Genomic DNA, 16,487 nt, shown 5'->3' with positions numbered 1-16,487 from the left:
GTAGTGTGGTTATTCGCTATTTTTAAGCATTTTATTTATCAATTTTATAACATTATTAGTTTGGGCTGTGTTTTACCTTTTGATTTTAAAGGGTTTTTGGTGTGTGTGGTGTATTGGCTTTACCATTGTTGATTTAACTTTTTTTAAATTAATGTGAACGTATAAAACATTCGCGCTAACACCAATGTGTTATTAATGTTATCGCAGGGATTAAATAGTTTATTAACTAACGTAATGACTTTAGAAACTAAAAAAAGCTTTATATTAATGTCATGACATCGGCAAAAACACGAAATAAAAAATCCATACCGATAACGAATTCTTAATTTTTAAAGTTTGGAGTTTCTATTATGAGCACTAACGAACGTATTTTAAGCCCCTTCACATTACCGAATGGTACTGAACTGAAAAACCGTTTGTTAATGGCCCCGATGACAACCTGTACGGGGTATTACGATGGCACCGTGACCAGCGAGCTGGTGGAGTACTACCGTGCCCGCGCTGGCAGCATCGGCACCATTATCGTTGAATGCTGTTTTGTTGACGATCTCGGCCTTGCGTTCCCGGGCGCAATTGGTATTGATAACGACGAAAAAATCGCCGGACTGGCAAAAATCGCTGACGCCATTAAGTCCAAAGGTTCCAAAGCCCTTCTGCAAATTTACCACGGCGGCCGTATGGTCGACCCAAAACTGATCGGCGGCCGGACGCCGGTTGGCCCAAGCGCGGTTGCCGCGCCGCGTGACGGTGCCGCGACGCCGGTTGCTCTGACTTCAGAAGAAGTGGAAGGCATGATCGGCAAGTTCGGCGAAGCCGTACGCCGCGCAATTCAGGCCGGCTTCGATGGCGTCGAAATCCACGGGGCGAATACCTATCTGATCCAGCAGTTCTACTCCCCGAACTCTAATCAGCGCGACGACGAGTGGGGTGGCAGCCGCGATAACCGTGCGAAATTCCCGCTGGCGGTGCTGGACATTACCCATAAGATGGTGCGCCAGTACGCGGACGACGCGTTTATCATTGGCTACCGTTTCTCACCGGAAGAGCTGGAAGTCCCCGGCATTCGCTTCGAAGACACCCTGTATCTGCTGGAAAAACTGGCCGCTCGTGGGGTGGATTATCTGCACTTCTCCCTTGGCGCCGCCCTGCGTCCTTCTATCGTCGATACTCAGGACCCGACGCCACTTATCGAAAAATACTGCGCCATGCGCTCTGACACGCTGGCGCAGGTACCGGTGATGGGCGTTGGCGGCGTGGTGAATGCCACGGATGTGAATGAAGCGCTGGATCACGGTTACGACCTGATTGCCGTTGGCCGCGCCACCATCGCCTATCCGGACTGGACCGATCGCATCGCGGCGGGCGAAAGCCTGGAGCTGTTTATGGACAGTACCCGACGCGAAGAACTGAGCATCCCGGAACCGCTGTGGCGCTTCTCGCTGGTGGAAGCGATGATCCGCGACATGAGCATGGGCGAATCTAAATTCAAACCGGGCACCTTTATTGAAAAAGTGCAGGACGATGCTAACGAACTGGTGATTAACGTCAGCCTCGAAACCGACCGCATCGCCGATATCGAACTGGCCTCCGGCCCGAGTGAAGACGTCGAGTTTGTCACCAGCTTCGAAGAGATCCGTACCCGTATTCTGGATGCCAATACCCCGCACGTGGATGCTATCACCGGCGCAACCAGCCAGAGCGAGGCGGTGAAAAAAGCGGTCTCGAAGGCGATGCTGAAATCCAGCAAAGCGCTGGCGGCAGAAGAGGGCGCTGACCCGAATGAGACTAAAAGCGTGGACGTGGTGGTGGTCGGCAGCGGCGGTGCCGGTCTGGCGGCGGCGATTCAGGCTCACGACGAAGGCGCGAGCGTGCTGATCGTTGAGAAAATGCCGACTATTGGCGGGAACACCATTAAAGCCTCTGCCGGTATGAACGCGGCGGAGACCCGCTTCCAGCGCGTGAAGGGCATTCAGGACAGCAAAGAGCTGTTCTACCAGGAAAGCCTGAAAGGCGGTGGCAATAAGAACAACCCTGAACTGCTGCGTCGCTTTGTCGAGAACGCGCCGGAGGCCATCGAATGGCTGGCAACGCGCGGCATTATGCTCAACGACATCACCACCACCGGCGGGATGAGCATCGACCGTACGCACCGTCCGAAAGATGGTTCCGCGGTGGGCGGATATCTGATTAGCGGCCTGGTGCGCAATGTCAACAAACGCAACATCGAGGTGATGCTGGATACCTCCGTGAGCGACATCATCTTCGAAAACGGCGAAGTGACCGGCGTGCGTCTGACCACCGAAGAGAACGAAACCCTCACCGTGGCAACTAAAAGCGTAATTGTCGCGACGGGCGGCTTCAGCGCCAACAGCCAGATGGTGGTGAAATACCGTCCGGACCTGGAAGGGTTCGTGACGACTAACCACAAAGGCGCAACCGGCGGCGGTATCGCACTGCTGGAGCGTATTGGCGCAGGCACCGTCGATATGGGCGAAATCCAGATCCACCCAACCGTTGAGCAGAAAACGTCGTACCTGATTTCCGAATCCATCCGCGGCGGCGGGGCGATTCTGGTAAACCAGCAGGGCAACCGCTTCTATAACGAAATGTCGACCCGCGACAAAGTTTCGGCGCAAATCATCGCGCTGCCGGAGAAATACGCTTACATCGTCTTTGACGAGCATGTTCGCGCCAAAAACAAAGCCGCGGATGAGTACATCGCGAAAGGATTTGTCACCAGCGCCAGTTCGCCAAAAGCCCTGGCGGAAGCGCTGGGGATGGATCACCACCAGTTCCTGGCAACGCTGGAACGCTACAACGGCTTTGTGGAAAAACAGCATGACGATGATTTTGGCCGCACCACCGCGCTGCGTGCGCCTATCAACGAAGGGCCGTTCTATGCCATTCAGATTGCGCCGGGCGTGCACCACACCATGGGCGGTGTGACCATCAATACAGAAACCTGCGTGCTGGACAGCAACCACAACGTATTGCCGGGAGCGTTTGCTGCGGGTGAGGTTGTCGGGGGTATCCACGGCGGTAACCGCATCGGTGGTAATGCGGTGGCAGATATCATTATTTTTGGTACGCTTGCCGGACATCAGGCGGCTAAGCGTTCGAAAACACGGTAAGGCTCCTGTTTCCCCGGCGGCGCGGTGCTTGCCGGGGCTACATCTGAGGACTTATGTAATGCCTGATAGCCATCGCGTTTACAGCTACAACGCCGTTCTGATGGGCTCGCCCATCCTTCTGAAACTCTTTTCCCATGACGAAGCCCTCGCGTCCCGCGTGTTTCGCCTGATCAAACAGTACGAAGATCTCCTCACCGTCAACCGTGCGGATTCGCAGGTGATGGATGTCAACCATGCTGCCGGTCAGCATCCGGTTGTCGTCAGTCGCCCGGTGTTTGACCTGATCCGCTGCGCGAAAGCGGCCAGCCTGCCTACAGACAGTGCGTTCAACCTGGCGATAGGTCCGCTGGTCAAACGCTGGAAAATTGGCTTTAAGGGGGACGCTGTACCGCCCGCGGACGAGATCGCCGCCTTGCTGAGTATCACGGATCCTGCGAACGTGGTACTGGATGACGCCAACAGCAGCGTGTTTCTTACACGCCAGGGAATGGAGATCGATCTGGGGGCTATCGCCAAAGGTTATATCGCCGACAGGGTGCGGGATTACTTGCATAAAGAGGGCACCGAACTCGGGTTGATCAACCTTGGCGGCAACGTCCAGACGTTAGGCTCGCCGGAGGGTGGCTGGCGCGTCGGGCTGAAAAAACCGTTCGCTGGTGACGCGCTGATTAGCGCCATAACGGTAGAAAACCGATCGGTTGTGACGTCAGGCACCTATGAGCGCTACTTCGAGCAGAACGGCAAACGTTATCATCACATACTTGACCCGCGTACCGGCTACCCGCTGGATAACGAACTGGACAGCGTGACGATTATTTCGCAAGACTCCCTCGACGGCGATATCTGGACCACGCTGATCTACGGCATGGGCGTGGAGCAGGGCTGCGCCGCGCTGCGTTCGCGCCCCGATATTGAAGCCATTTTTGTTACCAAAACAAAAGAAGTGGTGATCTCCTCGATGCACCACTTCCGTTTTACCCTTCTGGACGACAGCTACCGAATTACTGGCAGTACTGTTTGAGCAGGCCGACCTGTTCCGGCTGCAAACGGTAGCGATATACCGGTCGACCGGTGGCACCGTAGTGAATGCTGGTGAACAGGATATTGATTTGCGCCAGCCAGATCAGGTATTTGCGGCAGGAGACGCGGGAAATGTTGACCGCATTCGCCAGATCGTCGGTGGAAAATTCTATCTCCGGATGGCTGTCGATCCACTGGCAAATGGTGCGCAGCGTCTGCGGCGTTAAGCCTTTCGGTAATTTTTTGCTGTCGGCCAGCTCCGGCGCGCCGCCGTGGATCAGCCTGTCGACGTCGGCCTGTTCATAATACTGATGCGAGCCCATCAGACTGCGCTTTGCCTTCCAGCCGTTCAGCGCCTCTTCAAAACGCGGGAACTGGAACGGTTTAATCAGGTAATCCACCACGCCATAGTGCATCGACGTCTGGATCGTTGCGGCGTCGGAGGCTGACGAAATCATGATAACGTCAATCGGGCGGCCCGATGCGCGGATGATGGGCAATAGATCCAGCCCGTTATCCTGCTGCATATAGACATCCAGCAGCACCAGATCGATCGGCTGGCCTGGGTTTGCGATCAATGCTTCGGCCTGGTTGAGCGTAGAAGCGACGCCGCAGCAGTTAAAACCCTCAACGCGGTTAACATACAGACGGTTGAGGTCGGCTACCATGGCGTCATCATCGACAATTAATACATTTATCACGCGATATTCCTCTCGCTATCCCAGGGGATCTGAACAAAAAATTGGGTAAATACGCCAGGCTCCGACTCGACGGTAATATCTCCGCCCAGGTTCTGGATCTGCTGACGTGCAAGGAACAGCCCAACGCCACGGTTTTCACCTTTTGTTGAGTAGCCCTTTGTAAAAATAGCCTCCAGCCGCTCGGGATCAATGCCGGGACCGTCATCGCTGACCTCACCGCTCAGCCAGCCGTTCTGATAATGCAGCAGCAGGCCGATCTCGCCTTCCGGCTGACCTTCCATCGCATCCAGGGCATTTTCGATTAAATTGCCCAGCACGGTGATCAGAACCGCAACCTGCTCTTCATTGCTGGTGTCAGGAAGCTGACTCTCCTCGGCCAGCGTCAGGGTCACTCCCGCCTCTTTGGCGCGGTTGATTTTACCCAGCAGGAAACCCGCAATGACCGGCGATTTAACCTTGCGCTGTATCGCGCCGATATCCGTCTGATAATTCTGTGCGGTCTGGATGATGTACTCTTCCAGCTTATCGTAGCGCTTCATGTGCAGCAGGCCGAGGATCACGTGTAGCTTGTTCATAAACTCATGCGTATGTGAGCGCAGGGCATCAACATAGTTGACCATACCATCGATACGCTGCATTAACTGGCTGATTTCGGTCTTATCGCGGAAGGTGCTGATTGCCCCGATGACCTGATTCTGGCTTTTCACGGGGACCATGTTGCACAGCAGTAGCCGTCCGTTACAGCCGATCTCCTGATCCTGGCGAGCAATGCCGGTTTTCGCCACTTCCCGCAGGCTAGCCAGCAGTGGTTCGCCGCTGCTCTCGGAGTGCTCACCCGAGCTCAGGAGCAAAATTTCTCTGGCGGTGTGGTTAATCATCGTCACGCGCCCGTGCATATCAACAGCCATCACGCCTTCGCGCAGGGACTGCAACATGGCTTGGCGCTGCTCAAAGAGGGCAGAGATCTCGTAAGGCTCCAGCCCGAAGAGAATACGTTTCAGAACCCGGACCAGACCCCATATCGCCACTGAGCTCATCAGAACGCTGAATAGGATAGTCCACACGGCATTGAGCCGACCGCGGGCAATCTGATCTTCAACTTTATTCAGCGAAATACCCACCACGACCACGCCGATCTGGTCGTGCCGATCGTCATAAACGGGCGTAAAGACGCGCAGTGCTTCCGCGAGTGCGCCGCGGTTCACGGAGACATTCTCTTTCCCTTCGAGGGCGGGCGTCAGATCGTCGCCAATAAAATGCAAACCTAACAGCGCTTCGTTTGGATGGGAATAGCGGATCCCACGCAGGTCGGTAACCACGGTAAACAGCAGGTCGTTGCGCTTCGTCACCGCCTGGGCAATCGGCTGGATGATGCCAGCCTGCGGCGATTCCATCAGGCCACGCTTGATCTCCGGGCTGTCGGCCAGCGTTCGGGCGATACCCAGCGCGGTATCTTTCACGTCATCGCGCGTGGCACGGGTGATCTGCACAGAGTACAGCGCGAAGACCACCAGCAGCACAGAACCGATAATGGCGCACACCATCAGCGTAACCAGCGTATTCAGCTTCATAGGGCGCTTGCGCGTCGGGGGGAAGGGCTGCAAATCGCTCATTAACACTCCGCGATGAAAAAGAAAGGGCTAATTATCGCTGATGACGGGCATTTCATAAAGCCATGTAAAGAGAGGCGTTTCGTGAGCCTTCTCTCATGTGACCTGTATAAAACACTTTATAGTGTGGGGGTACTCATAATAAGGAGGCAGTTTATGAGCATTATGCTTACCGGTACGGCCAGGGAAAGACGGCACGCCAGCACGATGAACATCGACAGATTATCTACGCTGGATATGCTTAATGTCATACACCAGGATGACGCACAAATCTCTTCTGCACTTACCCCTCACTTAAGTATGCTGGCTCGCGTGGTGGATAACGCGGCGGCGACGCTTAGTCACGGCGGACGTCTGGTGCTGATCGGCGCAGGCGCGTCCGGAGGCGTGGCGAAGCAGGCGGCAGAAGCGTTCGCGCCGGGAAAACATCCGGTCATTGCGATGACAGCAGGCGATAACGCCGGAAGCTACGCGCGCGGCGTTGCAGACCTTCAGACGATAAAATTCGGCGAGCACGACATGATGCTGGCGCTGTCCGTCAGCGGCAAAACGCCATGGGTTTGGGGCGCGATGCGTCATGCGTGGTCTCTGGGCTCAACGGTCGCGCTCATTACGGAGGATGCGCAAAGTGAAGCGGCGCAGCTGGCGAGCATGGTTATTGCCCCCGATCTGGGCGCGGATGTGGTTGCCGGGTATACCAACGCCAAAGCGGGCATTGCGCAAAGCATGATAATGCATATGGTTACCACCGGTCTGGCGATACGGACAGGACGGGTGTACAGCAACCTGCGTGTTGATCTGGAGGCAAGCAATACCAGATGGGCCGAGCGACAAATTGCCATTGTAATGGAAGCGGGGGGATGCTCCCGGGCGCAGGCGAAGGCGGCGCTGGAAAGCTGTAACCATCAGTGTAAAACGGCGGTGCTTATGGTGCTGACGGGTATGGATGCCTGGAAAGCACATGAATTACTGGCGCAGAATAACGGGTTTGTTCGCCTGGCCTTGCAGGAAGCGCCGTAATATTTCAGCGTCAAATAAAAAAAGCCCGCGTTGCGGGCTTTGCTATTTATGGGGATCAGAACTGGTAGATCATACCGATGCCAACGATGTCATCGGTTGCAATACCGTTGTCATTGTAGAAGGCATCATCTTCGTCCAGCAGGTTGATTTTATAATCAACGTAGGTGGAGAAGTTCTTGTTGAAGCTGTAGGTCATGCCCAGGTCGATGTAGTTAACCAGATCCTGGTCTACATAGTCATAACCATTGCCTGGATGATAATCGTTACCACCCAAATCGATGCCTTTTGAATAGACCCACGCCAGGGATGGACGCAGACCGAAGTCAAACTGGTACTGCGCTACGGCTTCAAAGTTCTGAGTTTTGTTGGCGATGCCATCGTTGCCGTACGGAGTCATGTTGCGGGTTTCCGCATACATCATTGCCAGGTAGACATCATTCGCATCGTATTTTGCACCGATTGTCCACGCTTCCGCACGTTCACCGCCGGCATATTTGCTGAAGCGATTATAGGTACCTGCGCCGTAAGCAACCTGGTCGTTGGTACGGTCAGACGATGAATAAGCGGCACCCAGCGACAGACCGAAATCGAAGTCATAGGTAGTTGACATACCGAAGCCGTCGCCGTTCTGGAAACGAACATCATCATGGCCGTTTTTGGTGCCTTCCTGATTTTCGTTTGCGTTAGCACCTTCATTAGCACCCTGATATTGCAGTGCAAAGTTCAGGCCGTTAACCAGACCGAAGAAGTCATTATTACGATAGGTCGCCACACCGTTAGTACGGCCAACCATATAGTTGTCGGTCCAGGTATAGGAGTCGCCACCAAATACTGGCAGCATATCGGTCCAGGCTTCAACGTCATACACGACGCCGTAATTACGGCCGTAATCGAATGAGCCATATTCGCCGTATTTCAGGCCAGCAAAGGCCAGACGGTTAAAAGAGGTGTCGCCTGCGCCTTCGGTATCGTTAGCGTAGGTTTTATATTCCCACTGGCCGTAACCAATAAGATCGTTATTAATTTGTGTTTCGCCTTTGAAACCAATCTGGACATAGGTTTCATCGCCGTCGTCGCCTGGGTTGTCGGAGAAGGTATGACGTGCATCAACTTTACCGTACAGGTCAACTTTGTTGCCGTCTTTGTTATACATTTCCGCCGCATTTGCTGCGCCAGCCATTAATAACGCGGGTACGAGAATTGCCAGAACTTTTCTTTTCATTATATATTCCCTTTAAATATAAATTGTCTGAATATATGTAATTACCCTCCGTAACTACATGGCTGATACTATTCTATGGATTATTATTTAGGTTCAAAAATAAATGTAATTAAACTGGTAAAAATATTACAAAATATTTCTTTTTATCTCTTTATTTTTCGCGTGAATTAATTCATTGAAAATATAGCGGGTAATTATTATTAAGTATTTCGAAATTCTATTTATTAAGGATTTTGATTCGGGTGTATTATAATTCACTCTCTTTTGAGCAACAGGATGGAATGATGGAACTTGCGCAGTGGCAGCACCGTTTTGAGCGCTGGCTCGCCGAAAATCATTTTACTGATGATGCGGCGCACGATATCGCCCATTTTCGCCGCGTCTGGATGACGGCGCAGGCCATTATGGCTGACGGGGATTGCGATCCGCTGGTTGTGCTGACCGCATGCTACTTCCATGACATTGTCAGCCTGCCGAAAAATCACCCGCAGCGTAGTCACTCCTCGCGGCTGGCAGCGCGAGAAACGCGCCAGATCCTGAGCCGTGATTTTCCTGATTTTCCGCCCGATCGGTATGCGGCCGTTGAGCATGCCATTGAAGCGCACAGCTTCAGTGCCGGTATCGCGCCGCAAAGCCCGGAGGCCAAAACGGTCCAGGATGCCGACCGGCTGGAGGCGTTAGGCGCCATCGGCCTTGCGCGCGTCTTTGCCGTGTCCGGTGCGCTGGGCACCGCGTTGTTTGATGCCGACGACCCGTTTGCCGGGGCGCGTGCGCTGGATGATAAAGCTTTCGCGCTCGATCACTTTCAGACCAAACTCCTGCGCCTGCCGGACACCATGCAAACCGCACGGGGACGCGAACTTGCGCGTCACAATGCCGATTTTCTGATCCAGTTTATGGCGAAGCTGAGTGCCGAATTACAGGGCGATTACCTCGGAACCGACAGCCAGATATTGACCCATTTCCGTCGCAGTGTGCGATCCTGAACTGTGGTACTCTGTTTTCTGTCTTTATTGTCCGGTTAAGAGAATGCAGGAAAATCGATCAGTGACTGTGCCCGCGCCTGAGCGGGTTGAGAAATCAACGGCAGCCGTGCAGGCACTCCTGCGTCAGCTGCTGGAAATGTATGATGCTAAAACGCTGGCAAACCAGCTGGTGGCACATGGCGAGAGCCACTGGAGCCCGGCAATACTCAAGCGGCTGCTGATAAGCGACAGGGCAGGGCACCGCCTGAGCGACGGCGAGTTCCGTTATCTGCGCAACCTGCTGCCGCGCCCGCCTGCTGCGCATCCGAATTATGCCTTTCGCTTTATCGATCTCTTTGCCGGTATTGGCGGCATTCGCCATGGCTTTGAAGCTATTGGCGGGCAGTGCGTGTTCACCAGTGAATGGAACAAACATGCCGTCCGCACCTATAAGGCGAACTGGTACTGCGACCCCGACGAGCACCAGTTTAATGCCGACATCCGCGACGTCACCCTGAGCCACAAAACCGGCGTCAGCGACGAAGAAGCCGCTGAGCACATTCGCAACACCATTCCGGCGCACGATGTGCTGCTGGCAGGCTTCCCGTGTCAGCCGTTCTCACTGGCTGGCGTGTCGAAAAAGAACGCGCTGGGACGTGCGCACGGCTTTGCCTGTGATACGCAGGGCACACTGTTCTTTGATGTTGCCCGGATTATTGATGCCCGCCGCCCGGCAATTTTTGTGCTGGAGAACGTCAAGAATTTAAAGAGTCATGACGGCGGCAAAACCTTCCGCATTATCATGCAAACGCTGGATGAACTGGGTTACGACGTGGCGGATGCAGAGGACATGGGGCCGGACGATCCGAAAATTATCGACGGCAAACACTTCCTGCCACAGCACCGCGAACGCATCGTGCTGGTGGGATTCCGCCGCGATCTCAATCTGAAAGGCGATTTTACGCTGCGCGATTTGCCCTCGCTGTATCCGGCGCGCCGTCCGACAGTGGCCGATCTGCTGGAGCCCGCCGTCGATGCGAAATTCATTCTGACGCCAGTGCTGTGGAAATACCTCTATCGCTATGCCAAAAAGCATCAGGCCAAAGGCAATGGCTTTGGGTTTGGCATGGTCAATCCGCTTAATCCTGACAGCGTGACGCGTACGCTGTCGGCGCGCTATTACAAAGATGGCGCGGAAATTCTTATCGATCGGGGCTGGGATAAGGCGCTGGGCGAAAAAGATTTCGACGACCCTCAGAATCAACAGCACCGACCGCGGCGCTTAACGCCGCGCGAGTGCGCCCGCTTAATGGGCTTTGAGGCGCCGCAGGGCTACAGTTTTCGCATTCCGGTGTCGGATACACAAGCCTATCGTCAGTTTGGCAACTCGGTGGTGGTGCCAGCCTTTGCCGCCGTCGCAAAACTGCTGGCCTCACGCATCAGCAAGGCCGTTCAGCTGCGTCAGAGTGAGGCCGTCAATGGCGGACGTTCACAATAAGGCCACGCGGAGTAAAAACATGCGTGCCATCGGCACGCGTGATACCGCGATCGAAAAACGGATCGCTGGCCTCCTGACCTCCATCGGGTTTGAATTCAGGGTTCAGGATGCCACGCTTGCCGGGCGTCCTGATTTCGTGATCGATGCGTATCAATGCATCATCTTTACCCACGGCTGTTTCTGGCATCATCACGACTGCTATCTGTTTAAAGTCCCGGCGACACGCACCGACTTCTGGCTGGAGAAGATTGGCAGGAACGTCGAGCGTGATAAACGCGATGTTTCGCAGCTTTACGCCCAGGGCTGGCGGGTGCTGATTGTCTGGGAGTGCGCACTGCGCGGAAGAATGAAGCTGAATGACGTGGAACTGACGGAGCGGCTGGAAGAGTGGATCTGCGGCGGCGGTCAGGCCGCGCAGATCGATACCCAGGGCATTCACCCGATCACGGTTTCTCCACCTCACACGCCGTGACAATGGGTTTCGCGGGCAGTAAATATTTACCCAGCGTGACCAGCACCACGGCAAAGACAATCACGCCCAGCGCCAGCCATTCAATCGTCGACAGCACTTCGCCCGCAAAACCGGTACCCAGAAGCACGGCAACCACCGGGTTAACGTAGGCGTAGCTGGTGGCAACCGCCGGTGAGACGTTGCGGATCAGGTACATATAGGCGTTGATGGCAATAATCGAGCCAAACAGCGCCAGATACCCGACGGCCAGGAAACCTGAGAGATCTGGCATTGCCGTCAGTTTTTCACCCGTCAACGCCGAGGCAATCAGCAGCACGATGCCTGCCGCGAGCATTTCAATGGCACCCGCCATCATCCCGGAGGGCAGCTCAATGCGGGAGCCGTAGACCGAGCCGAAGGCCCAGCTCATCGAGCCGATCATGATCATAACGGCAGCCCAGGGGTTTCCGCTCAGGTTTCCGCCGCTGTTCAGCATGATAATACCTACAAGCCCAATCGCGATGCCCAGCCATTCGAGCTTACGGGTGCGGATCCCGAACAGACGACTAAAGCAGAGCGTAAACAGCGGCACGGTCGCGACGACCACGGCGGCGATGCCCGACGGCACGTTCTGGTGTTCGGCGACGGTTACTGCACCATTGCCCACCGCCAGCAGCAGCAGGCCGATCAGGGCGGCGTTAAGCAAGGGACGCAGCGGCGGTAGCCTGTGGCCGCGCAGCAATAAAAACGCCATCAGCAGCACGCCAGCCATAAGGAAACGAATACCGGCCATCATCAGCGGGGGCCAGCTTTCCACGCCAATACGAATGACAAAGTAGGTGGATCCCCAGATGATATACAGGGAAAAAAGTGCTCCAATGAGCGGTAATAAATGCCGAAAACGCATAGTCCCTCACGACGAAATAAAAAGTTCGCTCATAGTTAACGCCAAAACTATCGGGCTGGCGAGTGCTTTAATTGTGTTGTTAATGTGAAATTTTTGTTGACGTGAGGTGCCTGTTTCCGGGCGCTGAGTTTTGTTCCATACTATTCACTTAATTAGCAAAAAAAGAAGGATAGAGATTTTGGCAGGAAGTAGCTTATTAACATTACTGGACGATATCGCCACCTTGCTGGATGACATTTCAGTCATGGGGAAACTGGCGGCGAAAAAAACCGCCGGGGTACTGGGGGATGACTTGTCACTTAACGCGCAGCAGGTCAGCGGCGTGCGGGCGAACCGTGAGCTGCCGGTGGTGTGGGGCGTAGCGAAAGGGTCCTTTATTAACAAGGTGATCCTTGTTCCGCTGGCGCTTCTGATTAGCGCCTTTATACCCTGGGCCATTACGCCATTGCTGATGATTGGCGGGGCGTTCCTGTGCTTCGAGGGTGCCGAAAAAGTGTTGCATATGTTTGCCGCACGCAAAGAGAAAGACACCCCGGAAATGCGCCAGCAGCGTCTGGAAGCGCTGGCCGCGCAGGATCCAAAAACGTTCGAGCGCGATAAGGTCAAAGGTGCGATCCGTACTGACTTCATCCTTTCGGCCGAGATTGTGGCGATTACGCTTGGGATCGTATCCGAAGCACCGCTGATGAATCAGGTCATGGTGCTTTCGTTGATTGCCATTCTTGTAACGGTTGGGGTGTATGGGCTGGTCGGTCTGATCGTCAAGCTGGATGATATCGGCTTCTGGCTGGAAAAAAAATCCAGCGCCATTGCCCGCATTATCGGCAAAAGCCTGCTGGTGCTGGCACCGTGGCTGATGAAAAGTTTGTCGATAGTGGGAACTCTGGCGATGTTCCTGGTCGGCGGCGGTATTATCGTGCACGGCGTTGCTTCGCTGCATCATGCAATTGAACATCTGGCGTCGGGACATGGTTCGGTGATCGCCGCCATTCTGCCGACGCTGCTTAACCTTGTGTTGGGCTTTATCGTAGGTGTCATTGTGGTGGCAGTGGTCAAGCTGGTAGAAAAAGTACGCGGAAAATCGCATTAATTTTTGCTGACCCCGGATGCAAAAAGACCATTCCTCGTCTAAATTGAAAACGTTTCACCCTGATACAGGAGGCAGGTATGGTCTTTTTGGTCAGTGATGAAGTTAAGCCAAAGAATGGTGGTCCATGCATGATTGTCACCGGTTATTCCAGTGGAATGGTGGAGTGCCGGTGGCATGACGGATACGGCATTAAGCGGGAGGCTTTTCGTGAAGATGAGCTTCAGCCTGGTGATAAAAGGCAAAAACGCGATAAGGCTTAATCACACAACGCCCGGCCTTGCCGGGCGTTTTTACTGGCAGAAGACTTATCATATCGGATGGTGAGCGACACTCAGGGAGTGCGTGTGCAGCACAATACCTTTGTTGTAAAACAATCTTTTTTGCAGTGGCTGCATAAGCGTAGCAATCCCCGTTTGGTTGTTAACCTCTGTTTTATCGTTGTCCTGATCTTTTCCACCCTCCTGACCTGGCGCGAAGTTGTGGTACTGGAAGATGCCTATATCTCCAGTCAGCGTAACCATCTGGAAACGGTTGCCAGTGCGCTGGACAGACAACTCCAGTTCAGCGTCGATAAAATGCTGTTTTTTCGCCACAGCATGCGTGATGCGCTGGAAACGCCGCTGGCGTTTGGCGTGCTGCATGATGCGGTAAAGCGTTTTGCCCGTTTGCGCGCATCCCCCACCTGGCAAATTGAGGTTGATAAACAGCGCACATTGCCGATCAACGGTGTGTCTGATGCCTTCGTTGAAAAGACCACCCTTCTGAATCGCGATGATGAGTTTCTTGATAATGAACTGTCCGCCGCGCTTGAAGTGGGGTATTTATTGCGTCTGGCATCCAGTTCTTCCGGCAACGAAGAGCGCGTGATTTATGTCTCTCGCGCCGGATTCTTTCTGGAAACGGATACGCCGGAAAATGCCAGCGATATCGTGCAGCGTTACTACTATCTGGTCACTCAGCCCTGGTTTACCCAACAGTCCGAGCGTGAGAACCGTGCGCGTGCCGTGCGCTGGTTTATCTCGCCTCCTTCCTCCTTTGTGGGCAAAAAGCCGCTGATCACCGCCAGTGTGCCTGTTTATTACAATCACGTCTGGTATGGTGTGGTGGCGATGGATTTCACCTTTGCCACCCTGCGTCGTCTGCTGGTGGAGGCCGTAGGCGATAACCCGGAAGGGGAATACCAGCTGTATGACAGTCGTCTCACCCTGCTTGCGACGTCTGGATCATCTGCTGCGGACGTTAATTATTTTGACGCGCCCGAACTAGCGCAGATAGCGCACGCAATAGAATCGGATTCCGAAGGCGGCATTCGCCTGGGGAGTCGTTTTGTCAGCTGGGAGCGTCTCGACCACTTTGATGGCATCGTCCTGCGCGTGCACACTCTGGAAGAAGGGGTGCGCGGCGATTTCGGCAGCATCAGTATTGTGCTGGCATTGCTTTGGGCGCTGTTCACCGCGATGCTGCTCATCTCATGGCTGGTGATCCGGCGCATGGTCAGTAATATGTATTCGTTGCAGAATTCGCTGCAATGGCAGGCCTGGCACGACCCTCTGACCCGGTTGAATAATCGTGGGGCGCTGTTTGAGCGGGCGAAAATACTGGCGAAGCAGTGTGAACAGCAGGCGCTGCCTTTCTCTGTCATCCAGATCGATCTTGACTGCTTTAAGAGCATTAATGACCGGTTCGGGCACCAGGCGGGTGATAAGGTGTTGTCCCATGCTGCGGGGCTGATTGCCAGTACCCTGCGCACTAAAGATATTGCCGGGCGCGTCGGCGGCGAAGAGTTCTGTGTGGTACTGCCCGGCATGACGCTTGAAGAGGCGGCGGAAGTTGCAGAGCAGATCCGTGAGCGTATCGACAGCAAAGAGATCCTGATTAAGAAAAGTACTACCCTGCGCGTGAGCGCGTCGTTTGGCGTCTCTGGCGCGCAGGAGAAGGGCAATTATCACTTCGAAAATCTGCAATCCACCGCCGATGCGCGTCTGTATGAGGCGAAACAGCGCGGGCGTAACCGGGTCATCTGGCAGGATCACGTTAAAAAGTAATCAAGCCCCTCGCGCCAGCCGGCCGGTCCGGTGTGCTGAGTGCGATAAACCCGTGTGGGATCGTTGTTCTTAAGGCTGACCCCCTCCCGGTTGAAGCCTTTCACCACCACGGCGAAGGCTACGCTGTCCAGCAGAGGGGCATCATTGGGGCCGTCGCCCAGGCCCAGCGTTGTCGGGTCAAATCCGTCGTGCAGGCGATACTGTTCCACAAGCCAGTGCACCGCCACGTCTTTGCCACAGCTCGTGTCCAGAATATGCCAGAAGCGAGCACCCGGGACGATCTTCAGCCCCTGCCGGGCCAGTTCGGCTGCGAAGCGTTTCATTTGTTCATCACTGTCACGCCAGATCAGCGTCACGGAAGCCTCGTGTTTACGTGCAAGCGCCGCACGGGGACGGCTTAGCCCGGTCCATTCGGCGACCACGCGCTCATCCACATCGTCGAAGGTGGTGAATTTCAGATGCATCTCGTGGCGTACCCGGGCAATAAACTGCCAGATATCGTCATGCTTCTTTTCTGAGATGAACCGTACGGCGTTTTCCCACCGTACGTCAGGCTGGATCACCGCGCCGTTTTCCGCAATGTAGGGCAGCCCGCCAAGGCCAAGTTCCTGCTGGATGTCACGCATTTCGGACGCGGTTTTGCTGCTGCACAGAATGACTGGTACCTGTTCATCCTGTAATCTCTTCAGCCAGGAAGCGGCAGGCTGCCAGTCGAGAGTGTGAAAATCCAGCAGCGTACCGTCGAGATCGGTAAAGACGAGCAGAGTCTCCTTTAGCGAAGGCATAACGTCTCCTGAATAATGATGTTCATCTAAGAAAAGTCTTAA

14 protein-coding genes are annotated in these 16,487 nt (G+C 54.6%); 9 read left to right on the top strand and 5 right to left on the bottom strand.

Annotated features, from left to right (window positions below; translation table 11 throughout):
- The first annotated feature begins 350 nt into the window (after positions 1-350).
- Complete coding sequence (locus tag ACOTXC_RS06265; RefSeq protein WP_421767494.1) at positions 351-3,131, top strand: flavocytochrome c; 2,781 nt, start codon at positions 351-353, stop codon at positions 3,129-3,131.
- 58 nt (positions 3,132-3,189) lie between these two features.
- On the top strand, positions 3,190-4,152 hold the full coding sequence (locus ACOTXC_RS06260; protein ID WP_421767493.1) for an FAD:protein FMN transferase: 963 nt from the start codon (positions 3,190-3,192) through the stop codon (positions 4,150-4,152).
- On the opposite strand, the gene dcuR is transcribed toward ACOTXC_RS06260, so the two are convergent.
- A complete protein-coding gene (dcuR, locus tag ACOTXC_RS06255; RefSeq protein ID WP_023300497.1) occupies positions 4,133-4,852 on the bottom strand; it encodes a two-component system response regulator DcuR in 720 nt (239 codons plus the stop codon). The genes ACOTXC_RS06260 and dcuR overlap by 20 nt on opposite strands.
- On the bottom strand, positions 4,849-6,465 hold the full coding sequence (locus tag ACOTXC_RS06250) for a sensor histidine kinase (RefSeq protein ID WP_045308599.1): 1,617 nt from the start codon (positions 6,463-6,465) through the stop codon (positions 4,849-4,851). Before ACOTXC_RS06250 ends, dcuR begins: the two co-directional genes overlap by 4 nt.
- Positions 6,466-6,618: 153 nt before the next feature.
- Here ACOTXC_RS06250 and ACOTXC_RS06245 point away from each other — a divergent pair, with 153 nt between their 5' ends.
- Positions 6,619-7,482, top strand: coding sequence for an N-acetylmuramic acid 6-phosphate etherase (locus ACOTXC_RS06245; protein WP_023300495.1), 864 nt, complete (start codon positions 6,619-6,621; stop codon positions 7,480-7,482).
- Positions 7,483-7,537: 55 nt separating this feature from the next.
- Here ACOTXC_RS06245 and ompC read toward each other — a convergent pair whose 3' ends face one another.
- Positions 7,538-8,704 carry a porin OmpC gene (gene ompC, locus ACOTXC_RS06240; RefSeq protein ID WP_421767492.1) on the bottom strand — a complete coding sequence of 389 codons (1,167 nt, stop codon included), beginning with the start codon at positions 8,702-8,704 and terminating at the stop codon, positions 7,538-7,540.
- Positions 8,705-8,988: 284 nt separating this feature from the next.
- Here ompC and ACOTXC_RS06235 point away from each other — a divergent pair, with 284 nt between their 5' ends.
- From ACOTXC_RS06235 to ACOTXC_RS06225, 3 genes are read left to right on the top strand one after another with little or no spacing between them, the layout of a single operon-like run.
- Positions 8,989-9,690 (top strand): phosphohydrolase, encoded by a 702-nt coding sequence (locus tag ACOTXC_RS06235; RefSeq protein ID WP_421767514.1) that lies wholly within the window; start codon positions 8,989-8,991, stop codon positions 9,688-9,690.
- 43 nt (positions 9,691-9,733) lie between these two features.
- The gene (locus ACOTXC_RS06230; RefSeq protein ID WP_113787992.1) at positions 9,734-11,167 is read left to right on the top strand and encodes a DNA cytosine methyltransferase; all 1,434 of its coding nucleotides are present in this window, start codon (positions 9,734-9,736) and stop codon (positions 11,165-11,167) included.
- Positions 11,148-11,639: a very short patch repair endonuclease gene (locus ACOTXC_RS06225; protein ID WP_022648562.1), complete on the top strand. Its 492-nt coding sequence runs from the start codon at positions 11,148-11,150 to the stop codon at positions 11,637-11,639. Before ACOTXC_RS06230 ends, ACOTXC_RS06225 begins: the two co-directional genes overlap by 20 nt.
- Here the strand turns inward: ACOTXC_RS06225 and yedA are convergent.
- Positions 11,611-12,525, bottom strand: a complete 915-nt coding sequence (gene yedA, locus ACOTXC_RS06220) for a drug/metabolite exporter YedA (RefSeq protein WP_058646935.1) — start codon at positions 12,523-12,525, stop codon at positions 11,611-11,613. The two genes, ACOTXC_RS06225 and yedA, sit on opposite strands and share 29 nt — an antisense overlap.
- A gap of 175 nt (positions 12,526-12,700) precedes the next feature.
- Here yedA and ACOTXC_RS06215 point away from each other — a divergent pair, with 175 nt between their 5' ends.
- The 3 genes from ACOTXC_RS06215 (at position 12,701) to dgcQ (ending at position 15,660) form a co-directional block, all read left to right on the top strand.
- Positions 12,701-13,615, top strand: coding sequence for a DUF808 family protein (locus ACOTXC_RS06215; protein WP_421767513.1), 915 nt, complete (start codon positions 12,701-12,703; stop codon positions 13,613-13,615).
- Between the two features lie 77 nt (positions 13,616-13,692).
- A complete protein-coding gene (locus ACOTXC_RS06210) occupies positions 13,693-13,875 on the top strand; it encodes a YodC family protein (RefSeq protein ID WP_022648559.1) in 183 nt (60 codons plus the stop codon).
- Between the two features lie 84 nt (positions 13,876-13,959).
- Positions 13,960-15,660: a cellulose biosynthesis regulator diguanylate cyclase DgcQ gene (gene dgcQ / locus ACOTXC_RS06205; RefSeq protein WP_421767491.1), complete on the top strand. Its 1,701-nt coding sequence runs from the start codon at positions 13,960-13,962 to the stop codon at positions 15,658-15,660.
- Here the strand turns inward: dgcQ and ACOTXC_RS06200 are convergent.
- Positions 15,645-16,445 carry a mannosyl-3-phosphoglycerate phosphatase-related protein gene (locus ACOTXC_RS06200; RefSeq protein ID WP_154849167.1) on the bottom strand — a complete coding sequence of 267 codons (801 nt, stop codon included), beginning with the start codon at positions 16,443-16,445 and terminating at the stop codon, positions 15,645-15,647. The two genes, dgcQ and ACOTXC_RS06200, sit on opposite strands and share 16 nt — an antisense overlap.
- Between the last annotated feature and the right edge of the window lie 42 nt (positions 16,446-16,487).

The sequence above is a fragment of the Enterobacter cloacae complex sp. IR5428 genome (assembly GCF_049238585.1).
Lineage (GTDB): Bacteria > Pseudomonadota > Gammaproteobacteria > Enterobacterales > Enterobacteriaceae > Enterobacter > Enterobacter intestinihominis.
Note: the sequence above shows the minus strand (reverse complement) of the source record. Positions and strands in the feature narration are given on the sequence as shown.

Excerpts from the sequence above, each read along its gene's own strand:
- ACOTXC_RS06225 (WP_022648562.1), top strand. The coding sequence starts at position 11,148 with ATGGCGGACGTTCACAATAAGGCCACGCGGAGTAAAAACATGCGTGCC.
- ACOTXC_RS06210 (WP_022648559.1), top strand. The coding sequence starts at position 13,693 with ATGGTCTTTTTGGTCAGTGATGAAGTTAAGCCAAAGAATGGTGGTCCA.
- ACOTXC_RS06245 (WP_023300495.1), top strand. The coding sequence starts at position 6,619 with ATGAGCATTATGCTTACCGGTACGGCCAGGGAAAGACGGCACGCCAGC.
- ACOTXC_RS06230 (WP_113787992.1), top strand. The coding sequence starts at position 9,734 with ATGCAGGAAAATCGATCAGTGACTGTGCCCGCGCCTGAGCGGGTTGAG.
- ACOTXC_RS06235 (WP_421767514.1), top strand. The coding sequence starts at position 8,989 with ATGGAACTTGCGCAGTGGCAGCACCGTTTTGAGCGCTGGCTCGCCGAA.
- yedA (WP_058646935.1), bottom strand. The coding sequence starts at position 12,525 with ATGCGTTTTCGGCATTTATTACCGCTCATTGGAGCACTTTTTTCCCTG.
- ACOTXC_RS06260 (WP_421767493.1), top strand. The coding sequence starts at position 3,190 with ATGCCTGATAGCCATCGCGTTTACAGCTACAACGCCGTTCTGATGGGC.
- ACOTXC_RS06200 (WP_154849167.1), bottom strand. The coding sequence starts at position 16,445 with ATGCCTTCGCTAAAGGAGACTCTGCTCGTCTTTACCGATCTCGACGGT.
- ACOTXC_RS06250 (WP_045308599.1), bottom strand. The coding sequence starts at position 6,465 with ATGAGCGATTTGCAGCCCTTCCCCCCGACGCGCAAGCGCCCTATGAAG.
- ompC (WP_421767492.1), bottom strand. The coding sequence starts at position 8,704 with ATGAAAAGAAAAGTTCTGGCAATTCTCGTACCCGCGTTATTAATGGCT.
- ACOTXC_RS06265 (WP_421767494.1), top strand. The coding sequence starts at position 351 with ATGAGCACTAACGAACGTATTTTAAGCCCCTTCACATTACCGAATGGT.